This is a genomic window from Pseudomonas cistanchae (assembly GCF_054483635.1).
In genome coordinates, this window is the sequence record NZ_JBTLWN010000001.1 from 1,340,308 (window position 1) to 1,363,978 (window position 23,671).

Sequence of the window (23,671 nt, forward strand, 5' to 3'; positions counted from 1 at the left end):
GAGCTGAGGCTGCGCATCAGGTGCAGACGGCTATCTAACGCGTTCTGCTACGGGTTACGCATGTCCTTACAGGTCGAAACATCCAACTGGCCGTTGCCGGCCAACGGCGTACGTTTCATCACTCCGCCCAGGCTGCGCCGCTTGCTGGCAAGGCATCCGCTGGGTCAGAGCTGCTATCCGCTAGCGCTGGGCTTTTATCCGCAGGCGTTGGGTCACCAGATGAATCGCCCGCAGCCGGACGATCACCTGTTGATCTATTGCCGCGCGGGGCAGGGCTGGCTGGAGACAGCGGATGGACGATTAGCTGTCAGCGGTGGTGATCTGTTGTTGCTGCCAAAAGGTACAGCCCACGCCTATGGCGCGGACCCTGACAAGCCCTGGACACTCTATTGGGTGCATTTCGATGGCGAGCTGGTGGCGGATTTCCTCAGGCCGCTGGGCAAGGGTCCGCTCTGGCGGGTAGGCGTGCAGCCGCGGCTGTTGGCCGAGTTCGATGCACTGCTCAACCTGCGCAAACAGGGCTTGAATCTGCCGCACTTCATTCACGCTGCCCACCAGCTGCAGGCGCTGCTCACCTCGCTGGCAGTGCTGCCGGCGCGCGCCACCTTGAAGTCCGGCCGGGTGCTGGATGTGGACGCGGTGCAGGCGGTGATGCGCGCCCACCTGCACGACACGCTGAACCTCGACGAGCTGGCCGCGCAGTTCAAATTGTCGCGCTTTCACTTCGCCAAAACCTACCGCGCCCTGACCGGGCATGCGCCGATTCAGGATTTCATTCAGCTGAAGATGGCCCACGCCTGCCGCCTGCTCGACGAGGGCGAACAGGGCATCCGCCAAGTCGCCGAACAGTTGGGCTATGAGGACGTGTATTACTTCTCGCGGCTTTTCCGCAAAGTGGTGGGCATGGCGCCCAGTCACTATCGTGCGTTGCATCAGGGCTAGTCAGAGTTTGTAGGGGCAGGCGGCTGCTTTCGGCCAATAGCGGTCATCAGGTGTCTACAGAAACAGGGGCTATTCAGAGATCAGTAGGGTTATGTTCTCGATAAGGTCTATAAACATTCAATCTTCCACTGTGTAGAACGATGTCAGCCGAAGGTTAGCAAGCGCAACGGTATTAATTTGACCGCGCGCGCAGACTGGTAATAGTAGGTAAAAGTAGCTCACATAAAGCTTTTCCAGGCCATCTCTTGAAGCATTTCGCTTACTCCCTGCAACAGCACGTAGCAATCTGTATCGACCTGGTTCAGCTTTTCTACAAGCCAGGTTCCGCAATAGGTGAAGAACGCGAAAGCCATTCCGCTACGTAGCAGGGTCAGTTTGGCACTAAGAATGTGTGCCTTGTGACTTCTGGGTCGACGTCTTTGCTCGCGCTAATGCTTGGATACGGCCTAATTTTTTACAATACGCGGCCGATTACCGAAAGAAGAACAGCAGCGCCTTCCGGCACTAGCCAGTGGCTTCGCTGGAAAATAATATCATTATGCCACTACCAAGAAGGCTTATGAAAAATGCGTAAAAACCTCCCCCTAACAGGCCGCGAGCGAAGCTTTGATCAGTCGCAACGACTGATTTCAGCAACAGACTCGTCGGGAAAAATCCTCTACTGCAATGATGAGTTTGAGGCGATAAGTGGCTTTACTCGGGCAGAACTGATTGGCAGCCCGCACAACATCGTCAGGCACCCCGACATGCCACCCTCTGTCTATGAGCACATGTGGCAATGCCTCAAGGCCGGAAAGTGCTGGATGGGTATAGTGAAGAACCGCTGTAAAAATGGTGATCACTACTGGGTTGAAGCCTACGTTACGCCGATCACTGAAAGCGGTAAGTTGATCGGGTACGAATCCGTTCGAACGAAACCGAGCCCTGAGCGCGTCAACAGAGCAAGCGCGCTGTACGACAGCATCAACGAAGGCAAGCTCAGCTCAGCATCCGCAGACCATTTTAGGTCATTGCTTGGGCAACTTTTTGCCCCTATTGCCATAGGCCTTGCCGGTGCGGCTCTAATAAGCTCTATGGGAGCAAGCTTTTGGATGGCCATCGTTCCGCTTTTTAGTGCTCCAGCTGCGGGCCTTATGGCAGTAAGGCGTTTGCAGAATCGTGTCAACGCTGCTCTGGGTGAAGTGCCGGATGCTTTCGACAGTGAACTGGCCGCCAAGGTATTCACTACAGATAAGGGCGTTACAGCCAAGCTGCGTATGGTTTTAATCAGTGAAGCAGCACGAATTCGAACCGTTCTTACACGCTTGGGTGATTATGCCGAGCAGACTAGTCAGGGTGCAGCGGATGCTCAAACGCTTGCCAGCAAGACCAGGCATGCGTTGGCAGAACAACGTGCTGAAGCCGATATGGCAGCAACAGCCATGACAGAAATGACCGCCTCGATTAACGAGGTAGCCGCCAATATCCAGCTCACAGCTGAGGAAGCACAGAGCGCCTCTAGTCTGGTGGCACAAGGGAGTGAAGTCGCGGACACAACGTTAAAAGTTATAGAAGCCTTATCCGTAACAGTGGATCAGGTCACTTGCGCAGTCGAAAGTCTTGCAACCGAAACGGACTACATCAATACCGCAGCGAGTTTGATCCAATCAATCGCTGATCAAACAAATCTACTCGCACTAAACGCTGCGATTGAGGCAGCGCGGGCCGGCGAGCAAGGCCGTGGTTTTGCTGTTGTTGCTGACGAAGTACGCTCATTGGCGCAAAAAACAAGAGAGTCCACTGAGTCGATTCAGAAGATCATTAGCACCTTGCGCAATAGCGCAGTAAACGCAGTAGAGATCGCCCGCAAAGGTAATGAGGACGCTGAGCAAGGCGTAGTGTTGCATCGATTGATGCGCTTTGAAGGGCTTCGCTCGCAGAAAAGGTACCGTCGCCTATCTGGACGCTACGGTTGTAAGTCTCAAGTGGCTTCACCGAATCATCTGACGCACCTATCCAATGTCATCGAACCCAACAAAGTCTGGGACAAGGACATAACCTACATCCACACCTATGAGGGTTGGTTATTTTTGGCGATTGTGCTCGATCTGTTTTCTCTGCAGGTCATTGGCTGGTCTGTGAAGCCGCAGATGGCCAGCGATCTGGCTATTGATGCATTGCTGATGGCTGTTTGGCTGCTCAAGCCCAAGCAGGAAGTGATGTCTCACTCAGACCAGGGTAGTCAGTTCAGCAGCGGTGACTGGCAGAGTTTCCTGAAAGCTAACAACTTGCTTGGTGGCATGAGTCGACAACGTAAACGTCAAAGGTTGTAGATACCATTCTGAAAGCGAAACACCAACTTTTATAGATGCCGGATGACGGCTCTTGGCCGTTAGCCGCCAGCCAAAGCTCTTACTCTATGCCGCTGATACATGTCCGTTTACTAAAACAATAGGGGGCAGACCACGGCTTTCGGGAGAATTAATGGTGGTCTGTCCCCCTGTGTTCTCTCTAGGACGTTTACTATTTTTCGCGGCTGTTTCGCAAAGTTGTGGGCATGGCGCCCAGTCATTACCGGGCGCTGCACCAGGGGTGAGCGGTGTAAGGCCGCGACGCCGACAACATCGCCGCTCGTGTTACACGCGGGCAATGGTCGCAAGGCCAGTGGCGATAATCTTTTCCTCAGCGTCGCCGTTACGTAGCGCGAATACATCGGCGCGGGCAACCACCTGGCGTTGCCCGGCCTTGATCACCGAACTGCGGCAGATCAGCCGGTCGCCGACGGCCGGCGCCAGCAGGTTGATCTTGTACTCGCTGGTTACCACATCGCCGACCATGCTGGCGGCAGCCCAGGCGCAGGCGCTATCGATCATGAAGCCCACCACCGCGCCATGCACGAAGCCATGGTGCTGGGTCAGTTCCTTGCGCGGAACTACCTGCATCTCGATTCGACCCGGGGCGAAATCGCTCAGGGTAAAGCCAATCATCTGGGCAAACGGCGAATGCTCCAGGGCTTGTTCCAGGCGTTCGCGAGTCAGTACGGTAGGCGTGTCCATGGCGGCTCTCCGGCGGGGTGAGCACTCAGTCTTGGCCGACCGGGCTCGCCCGGCAATCTGCATCCAGAGGCGTGATAGCGCCGTATCACTCGATGCCTTGACTTGCCTGGGCGGCTTCTCTAGCGTGCCCCGTTCAATTCGCTGACCCAGGAATCAGCCATGACCGCCGCGGAAAACATCAAGCTCGAAGCCGGCTGGAAAGCAGCCCTGCGCGAAGAGTTCGAAAAGCCCTACATGCGCGAGCTGGGCGATTTCCTGCGGCGCGAGAAAGCCGCCGGTAAGGAGATCTACCCGCCGGGTTCGCTGATCTTCAATGCGCTGAATTCCACGCCGCTCGACCAGGCCAAAGTGGTAATCATCGGCCAGGACCCTTACCACGGTCCGGGTCAGGCCCACGGCCTGTGTTTCTCGGTGCAGCCTGGGGTCGCCACGCCGCCGTCGCTGGTGAATATCTACAAGGAGCTCAAGCGCGACCTGAATATCGACATCGCCACGCACGGGTATCTGCAGCACTGGGCCGAGCAGGGCGTGTTGCTGCTCAACACCTCACTGACAGTGGAGCGGGGCAAAGCCGGCTCCCATGCGGGGAAGGGCTGGCAGGTGTTTACTGACCGGGTGATCGAGGTGGTCAGCGCCCATCAGCCGCACCTGGTGTTTCTCCTGTGGGGCGCCCATGCGCAGGGCAAGGAGCGGTTGATCGACACCAGCAAGCACCTGGCGCTGCGTTCGCCTCATCCCTCGCCGTTGTCAGCGCACCGCGGCTTTATCGGCAACGGCCACTTCAGCCGTACCAACAAGTTTCTCGAACAGCACGGCATGGCGCCGATCGACTGGCGCCTGCCGGAGTTGCCAGGTTGAGTGGGCTCAGCCCATCTTGAAGAAGGCGAGTTTATTGCCGTCAGGATCGCGCACGTAGGCGCCGTAGAACGTCGGCATGCGCAAGCCCGGCGCGCCTTCATCGCTAGCACCCAGTTCCAGGGCCTTGGCATACAGCTTGTCGACGTCCTCGTTGCTTGCCGCCGCCAGCGCGACCATGTTGCCGTTGCCCGATTGTGCCACCTGGCCATCGTAGGGCAGGCACACACCGAACATGGGTTTGTCGCGACCCACGCCGAACAAGGCCAGGCGACCCATGTCGATCACCAGTTTGCCGCCCAGCAGGGCCAATAACTCGCCGTAAAACGCCTTGGCTTTGGTCATATCCTGGGTGCCGATCGTCACATAACCAATCATTGCAATTGCTCCATGTCGGGAAGAAAGCCTGCCGGTCAGCTTGGTGCCGGCGAGGCGCTCCGAGCTTGCGCTACGACGGCGATGTTGTCGATTGGCGCGCTACTCGCCGGGGTCTTATCCGTTCGCACCAGACGCGGATGAATTGGCCGAACAGACCTGCTCACCGAGGTCGCGGCGCAGGTCGCGCAGGCGATGCGCCAGGCGCTCACGCTGGGTCGCATCGGCACTGCGTAGCAGTTTGGCGAAGAGTTCGGCCAGCGCCTGCTGCGCCCGCGGATAGGCACGCTGGTACTCGGCGTCGTGGAAGCTGTCGCGCGCCTGTAGCAGCCGGGTTACCTGGGCCGGAAACTCGGCGCTGGAACGCTGGGCGAGTGCGTCGCGCAGTTCGGCCTGCCAGCGCCAGCGGTTTTCCAGCCAGAGCCTGTTCTGCTCACCCAGGTAGGTGGCCCAGTCGGCAACGTGCGCTTTTTGCTGTGCATCCAAACGGCCCAGCCAAGGACGCAGGCGTTCTTCCATACGCTCGCTGCGTTCGGCGATCTGGTCGGCCAGGGGTGGGTCGAGAAAATCCTGACGGTCCTCCTGGTTGTCCTCCTCCATCGCCGCGACCAGCTCGCCGATCTGCCGCTCGTCCAGGCCGCGCAGCAGTTCGATTGCAGTCGGGGTGACTTCGCGGCCAACCCGTTTCACTGCGGCGTCGAACTCGGCCAGTTGGCCGAGCAGTGCGGCGCTGTCGGGTTGCGCCTGCAGCAGCAAGCCCTGGGTGTCTTGCAGCCAGTCGAGATACAGCGGCAGTTCGACGCTGCAATGCCACTGCAGATGGGCCTGCAGGCGCGGCTTGAGCCAGGCTTGCTGCTCTTTGGTTAGATGCAGGTAATCGTTGAGACGCCAGGGCACCAGCCAGTCGAGGTTACGGTACGCCAGGCCCGCACGATTGCAGGCGCTGAGCAGCAGGCTGAAGGCGATGAGCAATAACAGGCTTTTGCAATGGGAGCTGCGCAACAACGTCATGGGGAAAACCTCGCCGTGGTTGAGTCTCGAGGGTATGACAATTGGCGCGGCGGCGGTGTTACAGACATATCTGCTAAAGAATGCGGCAAAAAAGAGCCCGCGCGAGGCGGGCTAAGGTGCCGTCAGGCGCGTTGCCACATTCTGAACAGCGGCTCGGCGAGAAACATCACCAGAAACAGGCGCAGCACCTGCAGGGCGGTGACCAGCGCCACCGAGAGTTGCAGGGCTTCGGCTGTCAGGCACAGTTCGGTGATGCCGCCGGGCATCATGCCGAGCATCAGCGCATTCTGGTTTTCCCCGGCCAGCCAGCCCAGGCCCTGACCCAGCGCGGCGGCGGCGAGCATGGCGAGCAGGCAGAACAGCAGGATGCGCGCGAGAAACCCAGGGGCGCTGCGAAAGAAGTGTCGGTCGAAGTGACAACCCAGGGCGCAACCGATTAGCCACTGGCCGACTTGGCCCAGCCCATCAGGCAAACCCAGGTGCAGATTGAAGCTGACACTGGCCACGGCGCAGACGGTCAGCGGGCCAAGCATCCAGGGGTTGGGTTGGCCCAGACGCCCCCACAACCAGGCCAGTAGTGCGCCGGCGGGTAGCAGCACCGCCAGCCAGGGCCAACTCACCGGCGCGGGTGCGGGCGGTGCGATGGGTGGCAGGCTCCAGGTGAAGATCGCCGGAATCAGCAGCACCACCAGCAGCAGGCGCAGGCTATGGGCGGCCGCCACCTTGGCGGTTTCGGCGTTGTGCCGCTGGGCCAGGTTGACCATCTCGCTGGCGCCACCAGGCATGCTGGCGAAGAACGCGGTGGCGCGGTCCAGGCCGGCGCGGCGCAGCACGATGATGCCGATCAGGCTCAGCAGCAGGGTGAGCAGGGCGCCGAGCAGAATTACGCCGAAGTGGCTAAGGAGTTGGCTCAACACCTCACCGGTAAAGTGCAGGCCGATGGCGCTGGACACCAGCCACTGGCCGGTCTTGCGTCCGCCGGGCAGCTCGGTAATCAACCAGCCGCTGCAGCGGGCAGCAATCACCGCCAGCAGCGAGCCGATGATCCACGGCAAAGGCCAGCCGATAAGGCTGGCCAGTGCGCCGCCGGCCAGCCCCACCACCGGGGTGGCCCACCAGCCTTGCCAGCCGGTCTTAGGCATTGGCCAGTTGCGCCGCACGGCGCGAACGCCACCAGCGCAGGCCCGGCAGGCCGAGCATCAGCGCGGTGAGTGCCCACAGGCACAGGCTGATCGGGCTGCTCCAGAGGATGCTCAGGTCGCCGGCAGAGATCGACAGCGCGCGGCGCAGGTTGTCTTCCATCAGTTCGCCGAGGACGAAGCCGAGGATCAGTGCCGACAGCGGGAAGTCCAGCTTGCGCAGGATATAGCCGAATACGCCGAGGCCGATCATCAGCACCAGGTCGAAGGTGGTGCTGTGCACCGCGTAGACGCCGACCATGCTGATCACGGTGATCGCCGGCACCAGTACCCAGTTGGGTACGCTGAGCATGCGGGCGAACAGGCCAACCAGGGGAATGTTCATCACCAGCAGAATCACGTTGCCGATAAACAGCGAGGCGATCAGGCCCCAGACCACGTCCGGTTGCTGTTCGAACAGCAGCGGGCCCGGGGTGATGTTGTACAGCGTCAGTGCGCCGATCATCACCGCCGTGGTGCCGGAACCCGGTACGCCGAGGGTCAGCATGGGGATCAGCGAGCCGCAGGCTGAGGCGTTGTTGGCAGCTTCCGGTGCCGCCAGGCCGCGCAAGTCACCGTCGCCGAACTTGCCGTTCGGGCCGGCCATACGCTTTTCAGTCATATAGGTCATGGCGCTGGCGATGGTCGCGCCGGCACCCGGCAATACGCCGATGACGAAGCCGGCCAGGGAGCTGCGCACCATGGTCCAGAAGGTGAAGCAGAACTCCTTGAAGTTGAACAGCAGGCGGCCGCTGGCCTTCACGGCTTTCTGGCCGTTGTGGGTTTTTTCCAGCATCAACAGCACTTCACTGACGCTGAAGAAGCCGATCACCACGATAACGAACTGGATACCGTCCGACAGGCTGACGCTGCCGAAGGTGAAGCGATACACCCCAGTGGTCGAGTCCACGCCAACGGTGGCCAGGGCCAGGCCAATCAGCGCGGCCATCAGGGTCTTCACCGGTTTGTCACCGACCATGCCGCCGAGGCAGGCAATGGCGAAGATCATCAGCACGAAATATTCCGCCGGGCCAAAGGCCACCGCCCATTTCGCCAGCAGCGGGGCGAACAGCACCACGCCGCAGGTGGCGATCATGCTGCCGATAAACGAGCTGACCGCGGACAGCGACAGGGCGATGCCGGCCTTGCCCTGGCGCGCCAGCGGGTAGCCGTCGAGGGTGGTCATCACCGCGGCGGCATCGCCCGGCACGTTGAGCAGGATCGCCGAGATGCGCCCGCCGTATTCGCAGCCCAGGTACACGGCGGCGAGCAGAATCAGGGCGGTTTCCGGCGGCAGGCCAAGGGCGAAGGCCAGTGGTAGCAGCAGGGCCACGCCGTTGATCGGCCCCAGCCCCGGCAGCAGGCCGACGATGGTGCCGACGAAGGCGCCGAACAGCGCCACCAGCAGGTTGGTCGGCCGGGTGGCGACGTCAAAGCCTTGCATCAAGAAATTCAGGGTTTCCATTTCAGCTCTCCACAAAGGCTTCGAACAGGCCGAGGGGCAGCGGCACATCCAGCAGGTAATCGAACAGGCCATACAGCAGCACGCCCATCAGCACGGCGCTGATGGCGCAGGGAACAGGCCGGCCGATAAACAGCAGGCCGAGGGCGAAGGTGGCGAGGGCGGTGCTGATGATGAAGCCCAGCACCTCGAACAGCAGCGCATAGGCCAGCAGCGCCGCGATACAGAGGGCAGCGCGCACCGCGGCCCGGGTGTTGAGACGCTGCTCGAGCAGGCCGGGCCTGTACAGCAGCCAGGCACTGCCGACGGCCATCAGGGCGAGCAGCAGCAACGGGTAGGCCCGTGGCCCAACCGGGTCATAGGCGAAGGGAGCCTGGAAACCCCAGGCGAGCACCGCAAGACAGGCGCAGAAAAGCAACCAGCTCGCAGCGAACAGGCGAACGTACATGGCGGATTACCTATTTCAGGGGTCGCAGGGACCGGGGTACCAAAAGGAGCGGGTCGCGCTTCAAAAGGCGACCGACCCGCTCATCTGTGGGCGTTACTGCATCAGGCCGAATTCGCCGGCCAGCGCCTTGTAGTCTTCAACTTGCTTGAAGACGAAGGTTTTCAGCTCGTCGCCAGTCATTGCCAGCGGCAGCAGGTCGCGCTGTTCGCGCAGGGTGGCGAAATCCTCGCTGGCGAGCAGCGTGTCGAATTGCTGCTTCCACCAGTTGAACTGCTCGTCGCTGACTTCCGGGCCCATGTAGAAGCCGCGAATTACCGGCCAGACGATGTCATAGCCCTGTTCCTTGGCAGTGGGGATATCGGCGAGCTTGCCTGGCAGACGTTCATCGGAGAGCACGGCGAGGATGCGCACCTTCTTCGCCTCCAGCTGCGGGGTGACTTCACCCAGGCCACTGCTGGTGACCTGTACGTGGCCGCCGAGCATCGCGGTTAGGGTTTCACCACCGCCTTCAAAAGCGACATAGCGCAGGTTTTTCGGCTGAATGCCCGCCAGGCGGGCGATCAGGGCGGTCTGCATCCAGTCTTGCCCGCCGATGGTGGCACCGGCGCCAAAGACGATGCTCGAAGGGTCTTTCTTCAGTGCCTGCACCAGCTCTTCGAGACTCTGATAAGGCGAGTCGGCACGTACGGTGATCGCGCCGTAATCAGTACCAATCCCGGCGAGCCAGCGTACGGCGTTTTCGTCGTAGCGGCCGAATTTGCCTTGGGCGAGGTTGAGCAGCGAGCCAGACGAGAACGCGACTATGGTGCCCGGGTCATCGGCCCGCTGGGCGACCACCGCGTTGTAGGCAACGGCGCCGACACCGCCGGGCATGTAGGTCACGCGCATCGGCGCTTCAAGCAGGCCTTCATCCTTCAGGCCGCTCTGGGCCAGTTTGCAGGTCAGGTCGAAGCCGCCGCCGGGTTTGGCCGGGGCAATGCATTCAGGGCGCTTCGGTTCTGCGGCCAGCAGCTGGCCGGCGAAGGCCAAGCAGGCGGTGGCCAAAGCGATGCGGGTAAGGACAGTTTTCATGGTGTGTTCCTCTTTGCGCTAGAGGGTGTTTACAAACGTAGCGAGCGAAGGTCAGGCAAGGCGAAATCAGCCGAAAAAGCGGAGTGTACGGGTAGTACATGAGCATTTTGAGGCTGATTTCAACGCAGCATGGCCGAGCGCAGCAGTTTGTTAACACCCGTTTATTGTGGGTTACCAGATCGGCAAGGTGTAGCCGACGATGACGCGATTCTCGTCCGCGTCGCGGGCGAAGTCGGAGCGGAAACTGGCATTGCGCAGGCGCAGGTAAACGTCTTTCAGTGGGCCGCTCTGCACCACGTACTTGACCTCGATATCGCGTTCCCACTCACCGCCAGTGGCATCGCTGCCGCTGATCTGCGCGTCGCTGCCTTTGATGTAGCGGGTCATAAAACTCAGGCCGGGCACCCCGAGCCTGCCGAAGTCATAGTCGTAACGGGCTTGCCAGGAGCGTTCGTCGGCATTGGCGAAGTCGTTGATCTGTACGAAATTGACCAGGAACGGGTCGCTGCCATCGATGTAGGCATAACCGGTGTCGCCGCTCATGTCCTGAAAACCCACGCCCAGCTTGTGGCCGTTGAGGGCGTAGCTGAGCATGGCGTTGAAGGCGCGGTTGTCGATCTCGCCGGCATTCGCCGCGCCGCTTTCCTTGCTCAGCATCACCCGTAGATCGGCGCTGAGGGTGCCGCGGCCCAGGGGATGGCTGCCAAGCAGGCCGAAGAAATGCTGGCGATAGACGTCGTCCAGGTCGGCGAAGTAGTAGCGTCCGGTCAGACCCTCGGCGAGCTGGTAGTCGAGCCCGGCCAGGTCCAGGTGATCGGCCTGGATGCCTCCTGCAAAACGGCCATTCTTGCTGTTGAGCACCAGGTCTTCGGAATTGGTCGAAGCGCGGTCAATCACTTTGTCCAGGCGCCCGCCGGTAAAGGTCAGGCCTTGCAGTTCCGATGAGGTCAGCAGGCCACCCTCGAATACCTGGGGCAGCAGGCGGCTGTCACTGGCCTTGACCACCGGTAACTCAGGGATATGCAAGCCGTAGCGCAGCTCGGTGTTGGAGACCTTGACCTTGGCGGTCAGGCCCAGGCGGCCGAACTGATCCGGGGTGCCGCCATCGTCCTGCACCGGCAGCAGGTCGGTGCCGGTACGGCCGCCACCGGAATCGAGCTTGAGGCCGAGCATGCCGAGGGCGTCCAGGCCGAAACCCGCTGTGCCTTCGGTATAACCGGACTGGATATCCAGGAGGAAACCCTGGCCCCATTCCTCGCGCTTGTTCTGGCCATCGCCTTCGCGGAAATCGCGGTTCAGGTAGATATTGGTGGTGGTCAGGCTGGCGCTGCTGTCTTCGATAAAGTCTGCGTGGGCAGCGGATGAGAGCAGGGTGGCGCCAATGGCCAGGCTAAGCAATGCAACGGGCGGTAGTGCCGGGTGAGATGCGGTCGGCATCGTGTGGTCTCCATTGTTGTTTTTGTCACGGCCGCGCACCACTGCGCGAACCGTTCTGGCAGGTGGATCGAGCCACCTGAAACCGATGCTAGGAGGTCAACCTTTCGCCAAGCTTTCAGGGCTGAAAGTTTTTGCGAGGGGCGCGAGTTAGGCTATCTACTCGCTGTACGGCACGCCCGGCGCCTGTAAACTCCGCCTCCACGCGCGTGTTCGAGCGCGATTTCTGGCAGCGGTTGGTGGAGGTGGCGATGCGCATTCTGCTGGTCGAAGATCACCCGCAACTGGCGGCGAGCGTGGCGCAGGCGCTGCGAAGCGGCGGCTGGACAGTGGACGTGCTGCACGATGGGGTGGCCGCCGACCTGGCCCTGGCGAGCGAGGAATACGCCCTGGCGATTCTCGATATCGGCTTGCCGCGGCTGGATGGCTTTCAGGTCCTGGCGCGCCTGCGCGAGCGCGGCAAAACCCTGCCGGTGCTGATGCTGACCGCACGCGGCGAGGTCAAGGACCGGGTCCACGGCCTCAACCTCGGTGCCGACGATTACCTGGCCAAACCGTTCGAACTGAGTGAGCTGGAAGCGCGGGTCAAGGCCTTGCTGCGCCGCAGCCTGCTCGGCGGCGAGCAGCTACAGCGTTGCGGCGAGCTGCTCTACGACCTGGGCACGCGGCGTTTCAGCGTGCGCGGCGAAAGCCTCAGCCTGACCTCGCGCGAGCAGGCGGTGCTGGAAGCGATGATTTCACGACCGGGGCGGGTAATGAGCAAGGAGCAACTGGCCGCCCAGGTATTCGGGCTGGACGAGGACGCCAGCGCCGACTCGATCGAGATCTATATTCACCGCCTGCGCAAAAAGCTCGAAGGCAGTGGCGTGCGCATCGTCACGTTCCGTGGCCTGGGTTATCTGCTGGAGGCTGTGGGTGACTGAGCGGCGAACGCCTCGCCAGGCTGAAGTCGGCAGCCTGCGCGGGCGGCTGCTCAGGCGTCTGGCATCGTTGCTGGCGCTGATTCTGCTGCTCAGCAGCCTGAGCGCCTACTGGAGCGCACGGCGCGCCGCCGACACCGCCTACGACCGCACGCTGCTGGCGTCGGCGCGGGCGATCGCCGAAGGGCTGTACACCGACGAGGGTACGCTCAAGGCAAACGTACCCTACGTCGCCCTGGATACGTTCGCCTACGACAGCGCCGGACGCATCTACTACCAGGTTCTGGATCTGCGCGGTGCGCTGGTGTCCGGTTACGAAGACCTGCCATCGACTCCGAAAGGAACTCGACGAACCGATGACTACCCCGCGCTGGCGCATTTTTACGATGCCGATTACCGCGGCCAGGGTGTGCGGGTGGTCAGCCTGTTACAGCCGGTCAGCGAGCCGCAGCTGAACGGTATCGCCGAGATCCGCGTGGCGGAAACCTTGGGCGCACGCGAGCGCTTGGCCCGCGAGCTGCTGTTCGGCACCTTGTGGCGCATGGGTTTGCTGTCGATCAGCGCGTTGCTGCTGGTGTGGCTGGCGGTGACGGTTGCGCTGCGACCTCTGGAAGCACTACGTCGCAGCGTTGCGGCGCGTGCCAGCGATGACTTGCGACCCTTGCCCGATGTGCAGTTGCCGCGCGAACTGCGCCCGCTGGTGAATGCCCTCAACCAGTTCAATGACCGCCTGCGTGGGTTGTTCGAGCGCCAGTCGCAATTTATCGCCGATGCTTCCCATGAGTTGCGTACGCCCTTGGCGGCGCTCAAGGCCCGTGTCGAGCTGGGGTTGCGCTCGCAGCAGGCGGACGTCTGGCGCACCACTCTGGAAGAAGCCGCGCAGAACGCCGACAGCCTGACTCACCTGGCCAACCAGCTGCTTTCGCTGGCGCGTATCGAAAGTGGCGCGCGGGCGATTGCCGAAGGCGGCGCGCAGCGCCTCGACCTCAGCCGATTGGCCCGCGAACTGGGCCTGGCCCTGGCGCCGCTGGCCCATAAACGCGGCGTCGCCCTGGCTCTGGAGGCGGAGCAGCCGGTATGGATCCGCGGCGAGCCGACGCTGCTCAACGAGCTGCTGTGCAACCTGTTAGACAACGCTCTGGCGCACACGCCGCCGGGTGGCAACGTGATCCTGCGGGTGCAGCCGAGCGGTTTGCTCGAGGTGCAGGACGACGGCCCGGGCATTCCCGCCGAAGAGCGCAACAAGGTGTTCCAGCGGTTCTACCGCCGTAGCGCCGAGGGGCTGGGGGCCGGGCTCGGTCTGGCCATCGTCAGCGAAATCTGCCGCGCCCACCAGGCCACTGTCGAACTGGACGAAGCAACCCCTCAGGGGCTTCGAGTGTGCGTACAGTTTGCCCTGGACCCTGGCTGATCAACGCCGTTGGCTTAGGGGTTGCTGGATTTCCAGCAAGTATTGGCTAACTCTGCCGCTGGCGCGCAGTTGAGCTAGGCCACGGTTGAAACGCTTCATCAGGTCCGCGTTACCGGGGGTTTGTCGTGATAGCAGTAGGTGCAGGTTATCGGTACGTAACGGTTTAGGGTGAAAGCTCAACAGTGCCCGTTCTGCAGGACTGAAATGCTGGTGCAGCAAATCGAAGCCAACGACTTTATCCATCGGAAACAAATCAATGCGACCTGCCAGTAGCTGCCGGAAATTCAGCTCGTCGCTGGTGAAACGCTTTACCCGCAAGTGGCCGGAGGCTTCGGCATGTTGAAAGGCGTCGCCATAATCGTAACTGCGGGTACCGCCGATGCGCTGCTGACGTAAGTCGTCGATGCTTTGCCAATCAAAATTGTGGTTTTTACGGTGAAACAGGTAGTAACCGCTTTCAATTACCGGATCGCTGATAAAGAACTGCTGCTCACGCTCGGCGCTATACAGCCAGACAGCGCTGCCGTCCCGCTTACCGCTTTCGGCTAACTGGAGAGAGCGTGCCCAAGGATGAAACTCCCAGGCAACCTCGATGCCTTCGAGGGCAAATGCTTCGCCGACGATTCGTGATGCAACCCCATAGTGCGCAAGCTTCTCACCTAAATAAGGCGGCCATTCGCCATTGGTCAGCTTTATCGACTCTGCGGCAATGATATTGCTGGCTAATAACCATAGAAGCAGAGCGAAACTGCGCATATGCACTCTCCACACCGCTCATGGGCGGGCCGGTAGCAATACAGCGCACCCTTTATTGCAGCATGCTCATCGCTGCTTCCATGGCGGCCGAGAGGTCTTCGTCGTCGTGAATGTCCTGGCTCGGGTCAAGGCCCAGCTTGGCGAAGGCGGGGATCTGGCTCCAGTCGAGTTGGGTATAAGGGTGTTCGCTGCCCAGATAGCTTTGCAAGGTGGCAACCTGGACGATGTCGACGTAGTCGACCTTGGCGGAGTCGCGGGTGAAGTCCAAATACTGGTTAGGAACCATGGCGATCAGTTCGGGAAAGTCCCAGGTGCGCAGAATCTTGTCGCCGATGATCGGGTGAATCTTCTCGATCACGTGGTTGAGGCTGATCGAGTCGCGCAGCAATTCGCTGTGCTCTTCCGCGTAGGTCAGGATTGGCAGGACGCCGATCTGATGCACCAGACCTGCCAGCGTAGCCTGGTCCGGCAGCAGCCGGGTGTAATGCTTGCACAGGACGTGGCAGATGCCGGCGATCTCGGTGCTTTTGTTCCACACTTCGCGCATCTTGCGGTCGACCACATCCGAGGTCGCCTGGAACATCTGCTCCATCGCCAGCCCTGTCGCGAGGTTGCAGGTGTAGTTGATGCCGAGGCGGCCGACAGCCATTTGCAAGTCGGTTATTTCGCGGCTGGTGCGCAGCAGCGGGCTGTTTACCACCTTGATGATTCGAGCGGTCAGGGCCGCGTCGTTGCCTATCACTTTGCTCAGTGCCGGAATGCTGATGTCCGGATTTTCCGCCGCTTCACGGACCTTCAATGCAACTTCCGGCAGGGTCGGTAACACCAGTTCATCGTTGTCGATGGCCTTGATCAGTTCCTGCTGGACTTTCTCGGCAAGTTGGCTCATGCGCGGTTCTCTTTAGCGGTCAGGCAATGAAGTAGGAGTGTAGTTAACGCTGAATCTCTAAGTCACGATTCAGCGTGTACGGAAGGTCGAGCAGGTCAAGCGGCGGGCCTTGAAGGGTGCCGAGGTGAATCTGGCCATTGCTGGCAGCATCTTCTTGCAGCACTGCCAGCAGTTCGATGCCCGCTTCGCTGCTTGCGGCCACCACCACCTCACCGACCGCGCTGCTGCTTAGCGGAGAGAATAGCTCGGTGGATGGGGCGGGTAGCTCCTCGCAGTGGGCAGACAGGCGATACAGTCGGCGCTTGAGTTTGCCTAGGTACTGCATACGGGCGACGATTTCCTGGCCGGTGTAACAGCCTTTCTTGAAGCTGACGGCGCCCAACGCCTGCAGGTTTAGCATCTGTGGAATAAACAGCTCGCGGGTTTGCTCGAAGACTTGGCCAAGTCCCGCGCGAATTTGGCCTAGCAGCCAAGCATTGAGCGGGGCTTGCGGTAATTGCGCACTGAGGCGCGTCTGCAGCGTCTCAGCTTTGCCTGCAGGCGCCCAGAGTTCAGCGCGCCCATTGCTCAGTCGGATAGCCATTAAGTCGTTGGCGCGAGCAACACTGTCGAGTGTCTGCGGCAGATCAAGGCCAAGGCTGACCAGCGCACCATCGCCGTTGCTCAAGCCGAAGCGCACCCATTCGCCGCTGGCATCGCTGAGCGTTGTTTTGCTGAACACCGCGTATTTGTGCAAGTCAGCGAGTTGCGAGATGACCAGCTCTCTGGTCATCGCCAGCAGGTAACCATCGGCAACACTGACAATGCGAAAGCTCGAAAGCATGCGGCCTTTCGGCGTGCAGCGTGCGCCCAGGCTGGCGGTATTTTCGTTCAAGTAATTGAGGTTGCAGGTCAGTTGGCCTTGAAGAAACTTGCTGGCGTCTGACCCATGAGCGGCCAGAACGCCTTCGTGGCTGAGCGGACAGAAAAAAGCGGTATCGGCCATTGGGGTCAAGTATCGCTGCGCTGAGAGTAGGACCGCCATCATAGAGCGCGTCCTGAGGCTTGTCAGCGGTTGTGCTCACACAGGCAGCCGATTGTTGGCGCGGGTCAACAATGCACGCTTTCGCCGGTATACTGCTCAGCCCATTCAAGGAGCAGCCCATGGTCGACTCGGTTGAACTCAATCGTCTTTTTTGGCACAGCCGGCGCGGCATGCTGGAGTTGGACGTGTTGCTGGTGCCTTTCGTCAAAGAGGTTTATCCGAACCTGGATGCTGAGGACCGCGAGCGTTATCGCAAGCTGCTTGAGTGCGAGGATCAGGACATGTTCGGCTGGTTCATGCAGCGGGCAGAGCCTGAGGACGAAGATCTCAAGCGCATGGTTCGGATGATTCTGGATCGTGTCCAGCCCAAGTGACGGATTTGAATGCAGTTGGCGGCCTTCGAGGCGTCTGCTGCTGATTTACAGCGCGCTGCAAATACTGGCGCTGTTGGCTCTGTCCTTGATCGACGCTCCCTTGTGGGTATCGGTGCCAGGCGTTGTGTTCTGTCTTGGGCATGCCGTCTGGGTGCTGCCGCGGCACATCTTGCTCCGCGCGCCCAGTGCATTTACCGGCTTGCGTTGCAGTGGCGAAGGCTGGCAGGTCTGGAGCGAGAGCGTCGGCTGGCAGCGTATTCAACTGCGCCCCGACAGCCTGGCGTTGCCGCTTATGGTGGTGCTGAGATTTCGTGTTGCGGGAAGGCGTCAGGTAAGTAGTTTGTGTATCGCGCATGACGCTATGGCACATGACTCGCATCGGCGTCTGCGCGTTCGGTTGAAGTTCAGTCGCCGTAGGTGGGCGGAAGCAGAATAGTGTCGCGCGCTTCGCTCTGCAGGCCGGGATAATCGAGTGTGTAGTGCAGTCCTCGGCTTTCGTGGCGCAGCATGGCCGAGCGGATCATCAGTTCGGCAACCTGGGCAAGATTGCGCAGTTCGATCAGGTCGCGGCTGACTTTGTAATTGCTGTAAAACTCATGAATCTCATCAAGTAGCAGGCGAACCCGATGTTCGGCCCGTTGCAGGCGCTTGTTGGTGCGTACTATGCCGACATAGTCCCACATGAACCGCCGCAGTTCGTCCCAGTTGTGCGCAATGATGACGTCCTCGTCCGAATCGGTGACCTGGCTGGCATCCCAACCAGGCAGCGGGTTGGGCATTTCTACCGCGTCCAGCTGCGCCACTATGTCTGCAGCGGCAGAGCGGGCATAGACGAAGCACTCCAGCAACGAGTTGCTGGCCATGCGATTCGCGCCGTGGAGGCCGGTAAAGCTGGTTTCACCAATTGCATAGAGACCGGGTACGTCGGTACTGCCGTTCTGGTCGACCACTACGCCGCCGCAGGTGTAATGGGCGGCAGGTACGACCGGAATCGGTTCGCGGGTTATGTCAATGCCGAAATCCAGGCAGCGCTCATATACCGTGGGGAAGTGCGATTTGATGAAGTCGGCCGGCTTGTGGCTGATATCGAGAAATACGCAATCCACGCCGAGGCGTTTCATCTCATGGTCGATTGCCCGGGCGACGATATCCCGCGGTGCAAGTTCAGCGCGCGCGTCGAAGCGCGGCATGAAGCGTTCACCATTCGGCAGCTTGAGCAGCGCGCCTTCACCGCGCAGTGCCTCGGTAATCAGAAAGCTTTTGGCCAGTGGGTGGTATAGACAGGTGGGGTGGAACTGGTTGAACTCCAGGTTACCCACGCGGCAGCCCGCTCGCCAGGCCATTGCAATGCCGTCGCCGCACGCTCCATCCGGGTTGCTGGTGTACAGGTAGACCTTCGCGGCTCCTCCTGTGGCGAGAATCACGAATCGCGCTCGGAAGGTATCTACCTCTCCACTGTTTCGATTCAGTACGTAGGCTCCCAGGCAGCGAGCGCCCTCCTGGCCAAGCTTGCGTTCGGTGATGAGGTCCACGGCGACACGTTGCTCAAGCAACTCGATATTGCTGCGCTGCTTCGCGTGTTCGAGCAGCGTGTTGAAAATAGCCGCTCCTGTCGCGTCTGCGGCGTGGATGATGCGTCGGTGGCTATGGCCGCCTTCGCGGGTGAGATGAAACTCGAAACCGCCGTCTTCGCGAGCGGTTTGATCGTCACGAGTAAAGGGCACGCCTTGGTCGATTAGCCATTGAATGGCTTCGCGGCTGTGCTCGACAGTGAAGCGCACCGCCTGTTCCTGGCAGAGGCCGCCGCCTGCGTTGAGGGTGTCCTCGACATGCGATTGGACGGTATCGGCGCCGTCCAATACTGCCGCAACGCCGCCCTGAGCCCAATAGGTCGAGCCATTGGACAGGTTGCCTTTGCTCAAGATTGCCACCCGCAGGCTCTCGGGTAGATTCAATGCCAGCGTGAGCCCGGCAGCGCCGCTGCCGATTACCAAAACGTCGTGTTGATACTGTTGGCTCATGTCCGAATCCGCAGAAAGCTTTTTGTAGTATATGGAGGATGCGAGCGGCACAATAGCGGGCTAATGACCAACTGCATAAGTCGGGAACTTACTTAGCATTACAGGTTCTATAGGCGTTCGCCTAAAGAGGTTTTATGCTTGCTCGCTATGCGTTGAGACGAGTGCTGGCGCGGGCTCGTGTCGGTTGGCAAGCAGCCGATAACCTCTCGCGTATCAGCGGCAGGCCACTGTTTACGTTACTCCGAGCAGAACTGAATCAATTCTGCAGGAAACTGTTTGGGGGAGGGAGAACTTTTGCGCAATGTTCGAGTCTATTTTGGCAAGCGGATTAACTGGCTTGCGCAGCACTCCTCTGCATCCTATAAGGAGTGTTCATGCTAACTCAGGAAGAAGATCAGCAGCTGGTCGAGCGCGTGCAGCGTGGCGATAAGCGCGCATTTGATCTGTTAGTGCTGAAATACCAGCACAAGATTCTCGGGTTGATCGTGCGTTTCGTGCACGACACCCACGAGGCACAGGACGTGGCTCAAGAGGCGTTCGTAAAAGCTTATCGGGCGCTTGGCAATTTTCGCGGTGACAGTGCTTTTTATACCTGGCTGTATCGCATCGCCATCAACACGGCGAAGAATCATCTGGTGTCGCGTGGACGGCGGCCTCCGGATAGTGATGTCAGCACTGACGACGCAGAGTTCTACGATGGCAATCACGCCCTCAAGGATATCGAGTCGCCCGAGCGGACATTGTTACGCGATGAAATCGAAGCCACCGTGCATCGCACCATCGAGCAATTGCCAGAAGATTTACGCACAGCGCTAACATTGCGTGAATTTGATGGTCTGAGTTACGAGGATATTGCGAGTGTAATGCAGTGTCCCGTAGGTACCGTGCGGTCACGTATTTTCAGAGCGCGCGAAGCCATTGATAAATCCCTGCAGCCTTTATTGCAGGAAGCCTAAGACAGCGGTGAAAGCCGAAAGAGGATCCACCATGAGTCGTGAAACCCTACAGGAATCGCTGTCCGCGGTGATGGATAACGAAGCGGACGAACTGGAGCTTCGGCGAGTGCTCGGCGCGAGCGACTCGGCGGAGGTACGTGCGACTTGGTCGCGCTATCAGATTGCCCGGGCAGTTATGCACAAAGAGCTGCTTGAGCCGCGTCTCGACATCGCGTCGGCTGTTTCTGTCGCGTTGGCTGAGGAGGCCGCGCCTGCGGTTGAGAAAGCGACTCAAGGCCCATGGCGAACCTTCAGTCGTCTTGCAGTTGCGGCTTCAGTGACGGTTGCAGTGTTGGCAGGCGTGCGCTTATATAATCAGGATGATGTTGCGGGTGCGCAAATGGCGCAGCAAGCTGCGCAGCCTAGTTTGGTCGCGCCTCAGGTTCAGGGGCCGGCAATGTTGGCGGGTTTCAGCTCGGGAGCTGAGCTTGAGCAAGCCCCGGCGTCGGGTAATCAGATTCAGCCATCTTGGCATGAGCAGCGGTTGCCAGCTTATTTACGCCAGCATGCGCAACAAGCCGCAATGAATGGTAAAAGCGCGCTGCCTTACGCACGCGCTGCCAGTATGGAAAGCCGTTAAGGAGGCGCATGCGTTTTGTCCCGGTAACTTCCCTTCTGCTGTGCAGCTGGTTGGCAATGCCAGCTTCAGCTGCCAGCGCGCAAGATTGGTTGCAACGCCTTGCTGAGGCGGAGCGACGTCAGAGTTTTCACGGTACGTTTGTCTACGAACGAAACGGCAGCTTTTCAACCCATAGCGTAGCGCGCAGGGTTGAAGAGGGCGGCGTCTTACGCGAGCGTCTTCTGCAGTTGGACGGGCCTGCTCAAGAGGTCGTACGAGTCGATGGCCAGGTCGAGTGCGTGAGCGACGCGCTCACTGATCAGTTGGTTAATAGTCAGGTGTGGCCGGCGCGGCAGTTGGACGTTAAGCAACTGACGGAATGGTACGACCTTCGAGTTGTTGGCGAGTCTCGGGTTGCGGGGCGTGAGGCTGTGGTGCTTGCGCTTCTGCCGCGTGATCAGCACCGTTACGGAATTGAACTGCATCTTGATCAAGCAACTAGCCTTCCGCTCAAATCGCTGTTGCTAAATGATAAGGGGCAATTGCTCGAACGTTTTCAGTTTACTCAGCTGGAAACAGAGGTAGCGCCGACCCTCCAAGAAGTTACCCGGGGCTCAGACTGCGAGCCTGCACGTATTACCGAAGCGCAGAAAGTTGCAGAAACCGAATGGCAGTCCGATTGGCTGCCGCCAGGTTTCTCGTTGAGTGCTGTAACCAATCGACGTAGCCCTGCTTCCGATGAGTCGGTAACGTGCATGGTGTTCGACGATGGTTTGGCGAAATTTTCTGTCTTTCTCGAACCCTTGCGTGGTGCTGCCGTTGAGGATGCCCGCAGTCAACTTGGCCCCACGGTTGCAGTTTCCAGGCGTTTATCGACTACCGATGGCGACATGATGGTTACGGTGGTGGGTGAAATTCCGTTGGGTACGGCCGAGCGTGTCGCGCTGTCAATGCGCTCTGCCGAGGTTCAGGCTTCTCGATGATCGAAGAGCAGGGCCGTGTCATCGCACTTGAGCCAGGTGCAGTCTGGGTTGAAACGGTGCGCAAAAGCACGTGTTCTTCATGCTCGGCCAGCGCAGGTTGCGGGCAAGGCCTGCTGGAGAAACTGGGTGCTGGGCAGCGCCGCGGTTTGGTCCGGGCAATCAGTGATTTACACCTTAATATCGGGGATGCCGTGATTATCGGTGTTGGTGAAGACCTTATCGTACGCGGCTCGTTGCTGGTCTATTTAGTCCCTCTTGCAGGGCTTTTTGCTGCAGCGCTGTTTGCACAATTCCTGCTGCTAAGCGAGCCTCTAATCGTTTTCTTTGCTTTTACCGGGTTTATTGCGGCCTGGTTCCTTGTGCGTTGGCGTAGCATCCGTACCGCCGACAATCCCGCTCTACAGCCAGTGGTTTTGCGCGCGTTACTGGTCGGTCCTACGGCGACGTCCCAAGTTTTAGCTTGATTCAACGATGGGGAGCTGTACCTCTATGTTCTATCCAAAACGATTTATGTCTTCTGTCCTTGCGATGCTGCTGTTGGGTCTGACATTTGGCGCTCATGCCCAGCTACCAGACTTTACCGAACTGGTAGAGCAGGCTTCGCCAGCGGTAGTGAACATCAGCACCCGCCAAAAAATGCCGGCGCGCTCGGTTGCGGGTGCGCAGGGCCTTCCAGATATGGAGGGGCTGCCGCCGATGTTTCGCGAGTTCTTCGAGCGCAATGTTCCGCAGGTGCCGCAAGGGCCCGGCGAGGGCCGCCAGCGCGAAGCTCAATCGCTTGGTTCCGGATTCATCATTTCCGAAGACGGCTATGTATTGACCAACAACCACGTCGTCGCAGATGCCGATGAAATTATTGTACGTTTGCCGGACCGTAGTGAATTGGAAGCAAAGCTTATTGGCGCCGACCCGCGAAGCGATGTCGCCCTGCTCAAGGTGGAAGGTAAAGATTTGCCGACCGTGAAGCTGGGTAAGTCAGAAGATCTGAAGGTAGGGGAATGGGTGCTGGCGATAGGTTCGCCATTTGGTTTCGACCATTCGGTTACCGCCGGCATCGTCAGTGCCAAGGGGCGAAATTTGCCTAATGAGAGCTACGTCCCTTTTATTCAGACCGATGTGGCGATCAATCCGGGCAATTCAGGCGGGCCGCTTTTCAACCTGGCCGGCGAAGTGGTGGGGATCAATTCGCAAATCTTTACGCGATCCGGCGGCTTCATGGGGCTGTCCTTTGCCATACCGATGAGTGTGGCGATGGATGTGGCCAATCAGCTCAAAGTCGATGGCAAGGTCAGTCGCGGTTGGCTGGGCGTTGTGATTCAGGAAGTTAATAAAGATCTGGCGGAGTCGTTTGGTCTGGAGAGGCCTGCTGGCGCCCTTGTTGCGCAAGTAATGGAAGGTGGGCCGGCCGCCAAAGGCGGTTTGCAGGTTGGCGACGTGATTCTCAGCCTGGATGGCAAGCCGATCATCATGTCTGCAGATCTGCCGCATCTGGTGGGCAGTCTGAAGCCAGGCAGCGAGGCCGTCCTGGATGTGGTTCGTGATGGTTCGCGCAAAAAGCTGGAAATTGCCATTGGAGTGCTTCCAGAAGATGGTCAGGCAATAACCGGTATCGCCAGCCCTGGCGTCGAACGTAGCAGTAATCGGTTGGGCGTGAAGGTCGTCGAGTTGACCGAAGAGCAAAAGAAAGGCCTCGATCTTAAGGGCGGCGTGGTTATCTCCGAAGTTCAGGAGGGTCCGGCATCGCTTATCGGCTTGCGCGCAGGTGATGTGATCACCCACCTGAACAATCAGGCGATTGATTCTGCTAAGACCTTTACCCAGGTTGCTCAGGGGTTGCCGAAGAACCGTTCGGTGTCCATGCGTGTATTGCGTCAGGGAAGAGCCAGCTTTATTACCTTCAAATTGGCTGAATAACCTTCGGTAGAGTT

General features: G+C 59.8%; 23 protein-coding genes and 2 pseudogenes. 13 read left to right on the forward strand and 12 right to left on the reverse strand.

From position 1 onward, the window contains the following. Nucleotides 1–60 precede the first annotated feature (60 nt). From ACX0MV_RS06135 to ACX0MV_RS06145, 3 genes and pseudogenes are all read left to right on the forward strand, one after another. On the forward strand, nucleotides 61–942 hold the full coding sequence (locus ACX0MV_RS06135) for an AraC family ligand binding domain-containing protein (RefSeq protein WP_458981579.1): 882 nt from the start codon (nucleotides 61–63) through the stop codon (nucleotides 940–942). 566 nt (nucleotides 943–1,508) lie between these two features. Continuing rightward, a pseudogene (locus ACX0MV_RS06140) lies at nucleotides 1,509–2,819 on the forward strand (methyl-accepting chemotaxis protein); the annotation flags it as partial. A gap of 9 nt (nucleotides 2,820–2,828) precedes the next feature. Further along, a pseudogene (locus tag ACX0MV_RS06145) lies at nucleotides 2,829–3,233 on the forward strand (DDE-type integrase/transposase/recombinase); the annotation flags it as partial. Nucleotides 3,234–3,557: 324 nt separating this feature from the next. On the opposite strand, the gene ACX0MV_RS06150 reads toward ACX0MV_RS06145, so the two are convergent. Further along, nucleotides 3,558–3,977: a PaaI family thioesterase gene (locus tag ACX0MV_RS06150; protein WP_458981580.1), complete on the reverse strand. Its 420-nt coding sequence runs from the start codon at nucleotides 3,975–3,977 to the stop codon at nucleotides 3,558–3,560. 159 nt (nucleotides 3,978–4,136) lie between these two features. On the opposite strand from ACX0MV_RS06150, the gene ung reads away from it, so the two are divergent. Further along, nucleotides 4,137–4,835, forward strand: a complete 699-nt coding sequence (ung, locus tag ACX0MV_RS06155) for a uracil-DNA glycosylase (protein WP_458981581.1) — start codon at nucleotides 4,137–4,139, stop codon at nucleotides 4,833–4,835. Between the two features lie 6 nt (nucleotides 4,836–4,841). On the opposite strand, the gene ACX0MV_RS06160 is transcribed toward ung, so the two are convergent. From ACX0MV_RS06160 to ACX0MV_RS06190, 7 genes are all read right to left on the reverse strand, one after another. Further along, nucleotides 4,842–5,210 carry a VOC family protein gene (locus ACX0MV_RS06160; RefSeq protein WP_458981582.1) on the reverse strand — a complete coding sequence of 123 codons (369 nt, stop codon included), beginning with the start codon at nucleotides 5,208–5,210 and terminating at the stop codon, nucleotides 4,842–4,844. Nucleotides 5,211–5,324: 114 nt separating this feature from the next. Then, nucleotides 5,325–6,218, reverse strand: coding sequence for a DUF6279 family lipoprotein (locus tag ACX0MV_RS06165; RefSeq protein ID WP_458981583.1), 894 nt, complete (start codon nucleotides 6,216–6,218; stop codon nucleotides 5,325–5,327). A 122-nt stretch (nucleotides 6,219–6,340) separates the two neighbouring features. Further along, nucleotides 6,341–7,360 carry an AbrB family transcriptional regulator gene (locus tag ACX0MV_RS06170; protein ID WP_458981584.1) on the reverse strand — a complete coding sequence of 340 codons (1,020 nt, stop codon included), beginning with the start codon at nucleotides 7,358–7,360 and terminating at the stop codon, nucleotides 6,341–6,343. Beyond that, nucleotides 7,353–8,861 carry a tripartite tricarboxylate transporter permease gene (locus ACX0MV_RS06175; RefSeq protein WP_458981585.1) on the reverse strand — a complete coding sequence of 503 codons (1,509 nt, stop codon included), beginning with the start codon at nucleotides 8,859–8,861 and terminating at the stop codon, nucleotides 7,353–7,355. Before ACX0MV_RS06175 ends, ACX0MV_RS06170 begins: the two co-directional genes overlap by 8 nt. A 1-nt stretch (nucleotide 8,862) precedes the next feature. Continuing rightward, nucleotides 8,863–9,306 (reverse strand): tripartite tricarboxylate transporter TctB family protein, encoded by a 444-nt coding sequence (locus ACX0MV_RS06180; RefSeq protein ID WP_458981586.1) that lies wholly within the window; start codon nucleotides 9,304–9,306, stop codon nucleotides 8,863–8,865. Between the two features lie 93 nt (nucleotides 9,307–9,399). Continuing rightward, nucleotides 9,400–10,377 (reverse strand): Bug family tripartite tricarboxylate transporter substrate binding protein, encoded by a 978-nt coding sequence (locus ACX0MV_RS06185; RefSeq protein ID WP_458981587.1) that lies wholly within the window; start codon nucleotides 10,375–10,377, stop codon nucleotides 9,400–9,402. Between the two features lie 171 nt (nucleotides 10,378–10,548). Further along, on the reverse strand, nucleotides 10,549–11,814 hold the full coding sequence (locus ACX0MV_RS06190) for an OprD family porin (RefSeq protein ID WP_458981588.1): 1,266 nt from the start codon (nucleotides 11,812–11,814) through the stop codon (nucleotides 10,549–10,551). 248 nt (nucleotides 11,815–12,062) lie between these two features. On the opposite strand from ACX0MV_RS06190, the gene ACX0MV_RS06195 reads away from it, so the two are divergent. After that, nucleotides 12,063–12,734 (forward strand): response regulator, encoded by a 672-nt coding sequence (locus ACX0MV_RS06195; RefSeq protein WP_458981589.1) that lies wholly within the window; start codon nucleotides 12,063–12,065, stop codon nucleotides 12,732–12,734. Then, the gene (locus tag ACX0MV_RS06200; protein WP_458981590.1) at nucleotides 12,727–14,142 is read left to right on the forward strand and encodes a sensor histidine kinase; all 1,416 of its coding nucleotides are present in this window, start codon (nucleotides 12,727–12,729) and stop codon (nucleotides 14,140–14,142) included. The genes ACX0MV_RS06195 and ACX0MV_RS06200 overlap by 8 nt, the downstream gene beginning before the upstream one ends. On the opposite strand, the gene ACX0MV_RS06205 is transcribed toward ACX0MV_RS06200, so the two are convergent. The 3 genes from ACX0MV_RS06205 to ygfZ are packed head-to-tail and all read right to left on the reverse strand — an operon-like array spanning nucleotide 14,143 to nucleotide 16,772. Next, nucleotides 14,143–14,898, reverse strand: a complete 756-nt coding sequence (locus ACX0MV_RS06205) for a substrate-binding periplasmic protein (RefSeq protein ID WP_458981591.1) — start codon at nucleotides 14,896–14,898, stop codon at nucleotides 14,143–14,145. Nucleotides 14,899–14,950: 52 nt separating this feature from the next. Then, nucleotides 14,951–15,787, reverse strand: a complete 837-nt coding sequence (locus tag ACX0MV_RS06210) for an HDOD domain-containing protein (protein ID WP_458981592.1) — start codon at nucleotides 15,785–15,787, stop codon at nucleotides 14,951–14,953. Nucleotides 15,788–15,830: 43 nt separating this feature from the next. Further along, nucleotides 15,831–16,772 (reverse strand): CAF17-like 4Fe-4S cluster assembly/insertion protein YgfZ, encoded by a 942-nt coding sequence (gene ygfZ / locus ACX0MV_RS06215; protein WP_458981593.1) that lies wholly within the window; start codon nucleotides 16,770–16,772, stop codon nucleotides 15,831–15,833. 158 nt (nucleotides 16,773–16,930) lie between these two features. Between ygfZ and ACX0MV_RS06220 the strand changes: the two genes are divergently transcribed. Together ACX0MV_RS06220 and ACX0MV_RS06225 are read left to right on the forward strand one after the other, a co-directional pair. After that, nucleotides 16,931–17,185, forward strand: a complete 255-nt coding sequence (locus ACX0MV_RS06220; protein WP_458981594.1) for an FAD assembly factor SdhE — start codon at nucleotides 16,931–16,933, stop codon at nucleotides 17,183–17,185. Beyond that, complete coding sequence (locus tag ACX0MV_RS06225; RefSeq protein WP_458981595.1) at nucleotides 17,169–17,621, forward strand: protein YgfX; 453 nt, start codon at nucleotides 17,169–17,171, stop codon at nucleotides 17,619–17,621. Before ACX0MV_RS06220 ends, ACX0MV_RS06225 begins: the two co-directional genes overlap by 17 nt. Here ACX0MV_RS06225 and nadB read toward each other — a convergent pair. Beyond that, on the reverse strand, nucleotides 17,590–19,206 hold the full coding sequence (gene nadB / locus ACX0MV_RS06230; protein WP_458981596.1) for an L-aspartate oxidase: 1,617 nt from the start codon (nucleotides 19,204–19,206) through the stop codon (nucleotides 17,590–17,592). The two genes, ACX0MV_RS06225 and nadB, sit on opposite strands and share 32 nt — an antisense overlap. Nucleotides 19,207–19,580: 374 nt before the next feature. Between nadB and rpoE the strand changes: the two genes are divergently transcribed. From rpoE to ACX0MV_RS06255, 5 genes are read left to right on the forward strand one after another with little or no spacing between them, the layout of a single operon-like run. Beyond that, nucleotides 19,581–20,162, forward strand: coding sequence for an RNA polymerase sigma factor RpoE/AlgU (gene rpoE / locus ACX0MV_RS06235; RefSeq protein WP_458981597.1), 582 nt, complete (start codon nucleotides 19,581–19,583; stop codon nucleotides 20,160–20,162). A gap of 31 nt (nucleotides 20,163–20,193) precedes the next feature. Next, entirely contained in the window at nucleotides 20,194–20,781 is a 588-nt protein-coding gene (locus ACX0MV_RS06240) for a sigma-E factor negative regulatory protein (protein WP_458981598.1), read from the forward strand. Nucleotides 20,782–20,789: 8 nt separating this feature from the next. Then, on the forward strand, nucleotides 20,790–21,743 hold the full coding sequence (locus tag ACX0MV_RS06245) for a MucB/RseB C-terminal domain-containing protein (protein WP_458981599.1): 954 nt from the start codon (nucleotides 20,790–20,792) through the stop codon (nucleotides 21,741–21,743). Then, on the forward strand, nucleotides 21,740–22,207 hold the full coding sequence (locus ACX0MV_RS06250; RefSeq protein ID WP_458981600.1) for a SoxR reducing system RseC family protein: 468 nt from the start codon (nucleotides 21,740–21,742) through the stop codon (nucleotides 22,205–22,207). Before ACX0MV_RS06245 ends, ACX0MV_RS06250 begins: the two co-directional genes overlap by 4 nt. Nucleotides 22,208–22,232: 25 nt before the next feature. Continuing rightward, complete coding sequence (locus ACX0MV_RS06255) at nucleotides 22,233–23,657, forward strand: DegQ family serine endoprotease (RefSeq protein ID WP_458981601.1); 1,425 nt, start codon at nucleotides 22,233–22,235, stop codon at nucleotides 23,655–23,657. The last annotated feature ends 14 nt before the right edge of the window (nucleotides 23,658–23,671 follow it).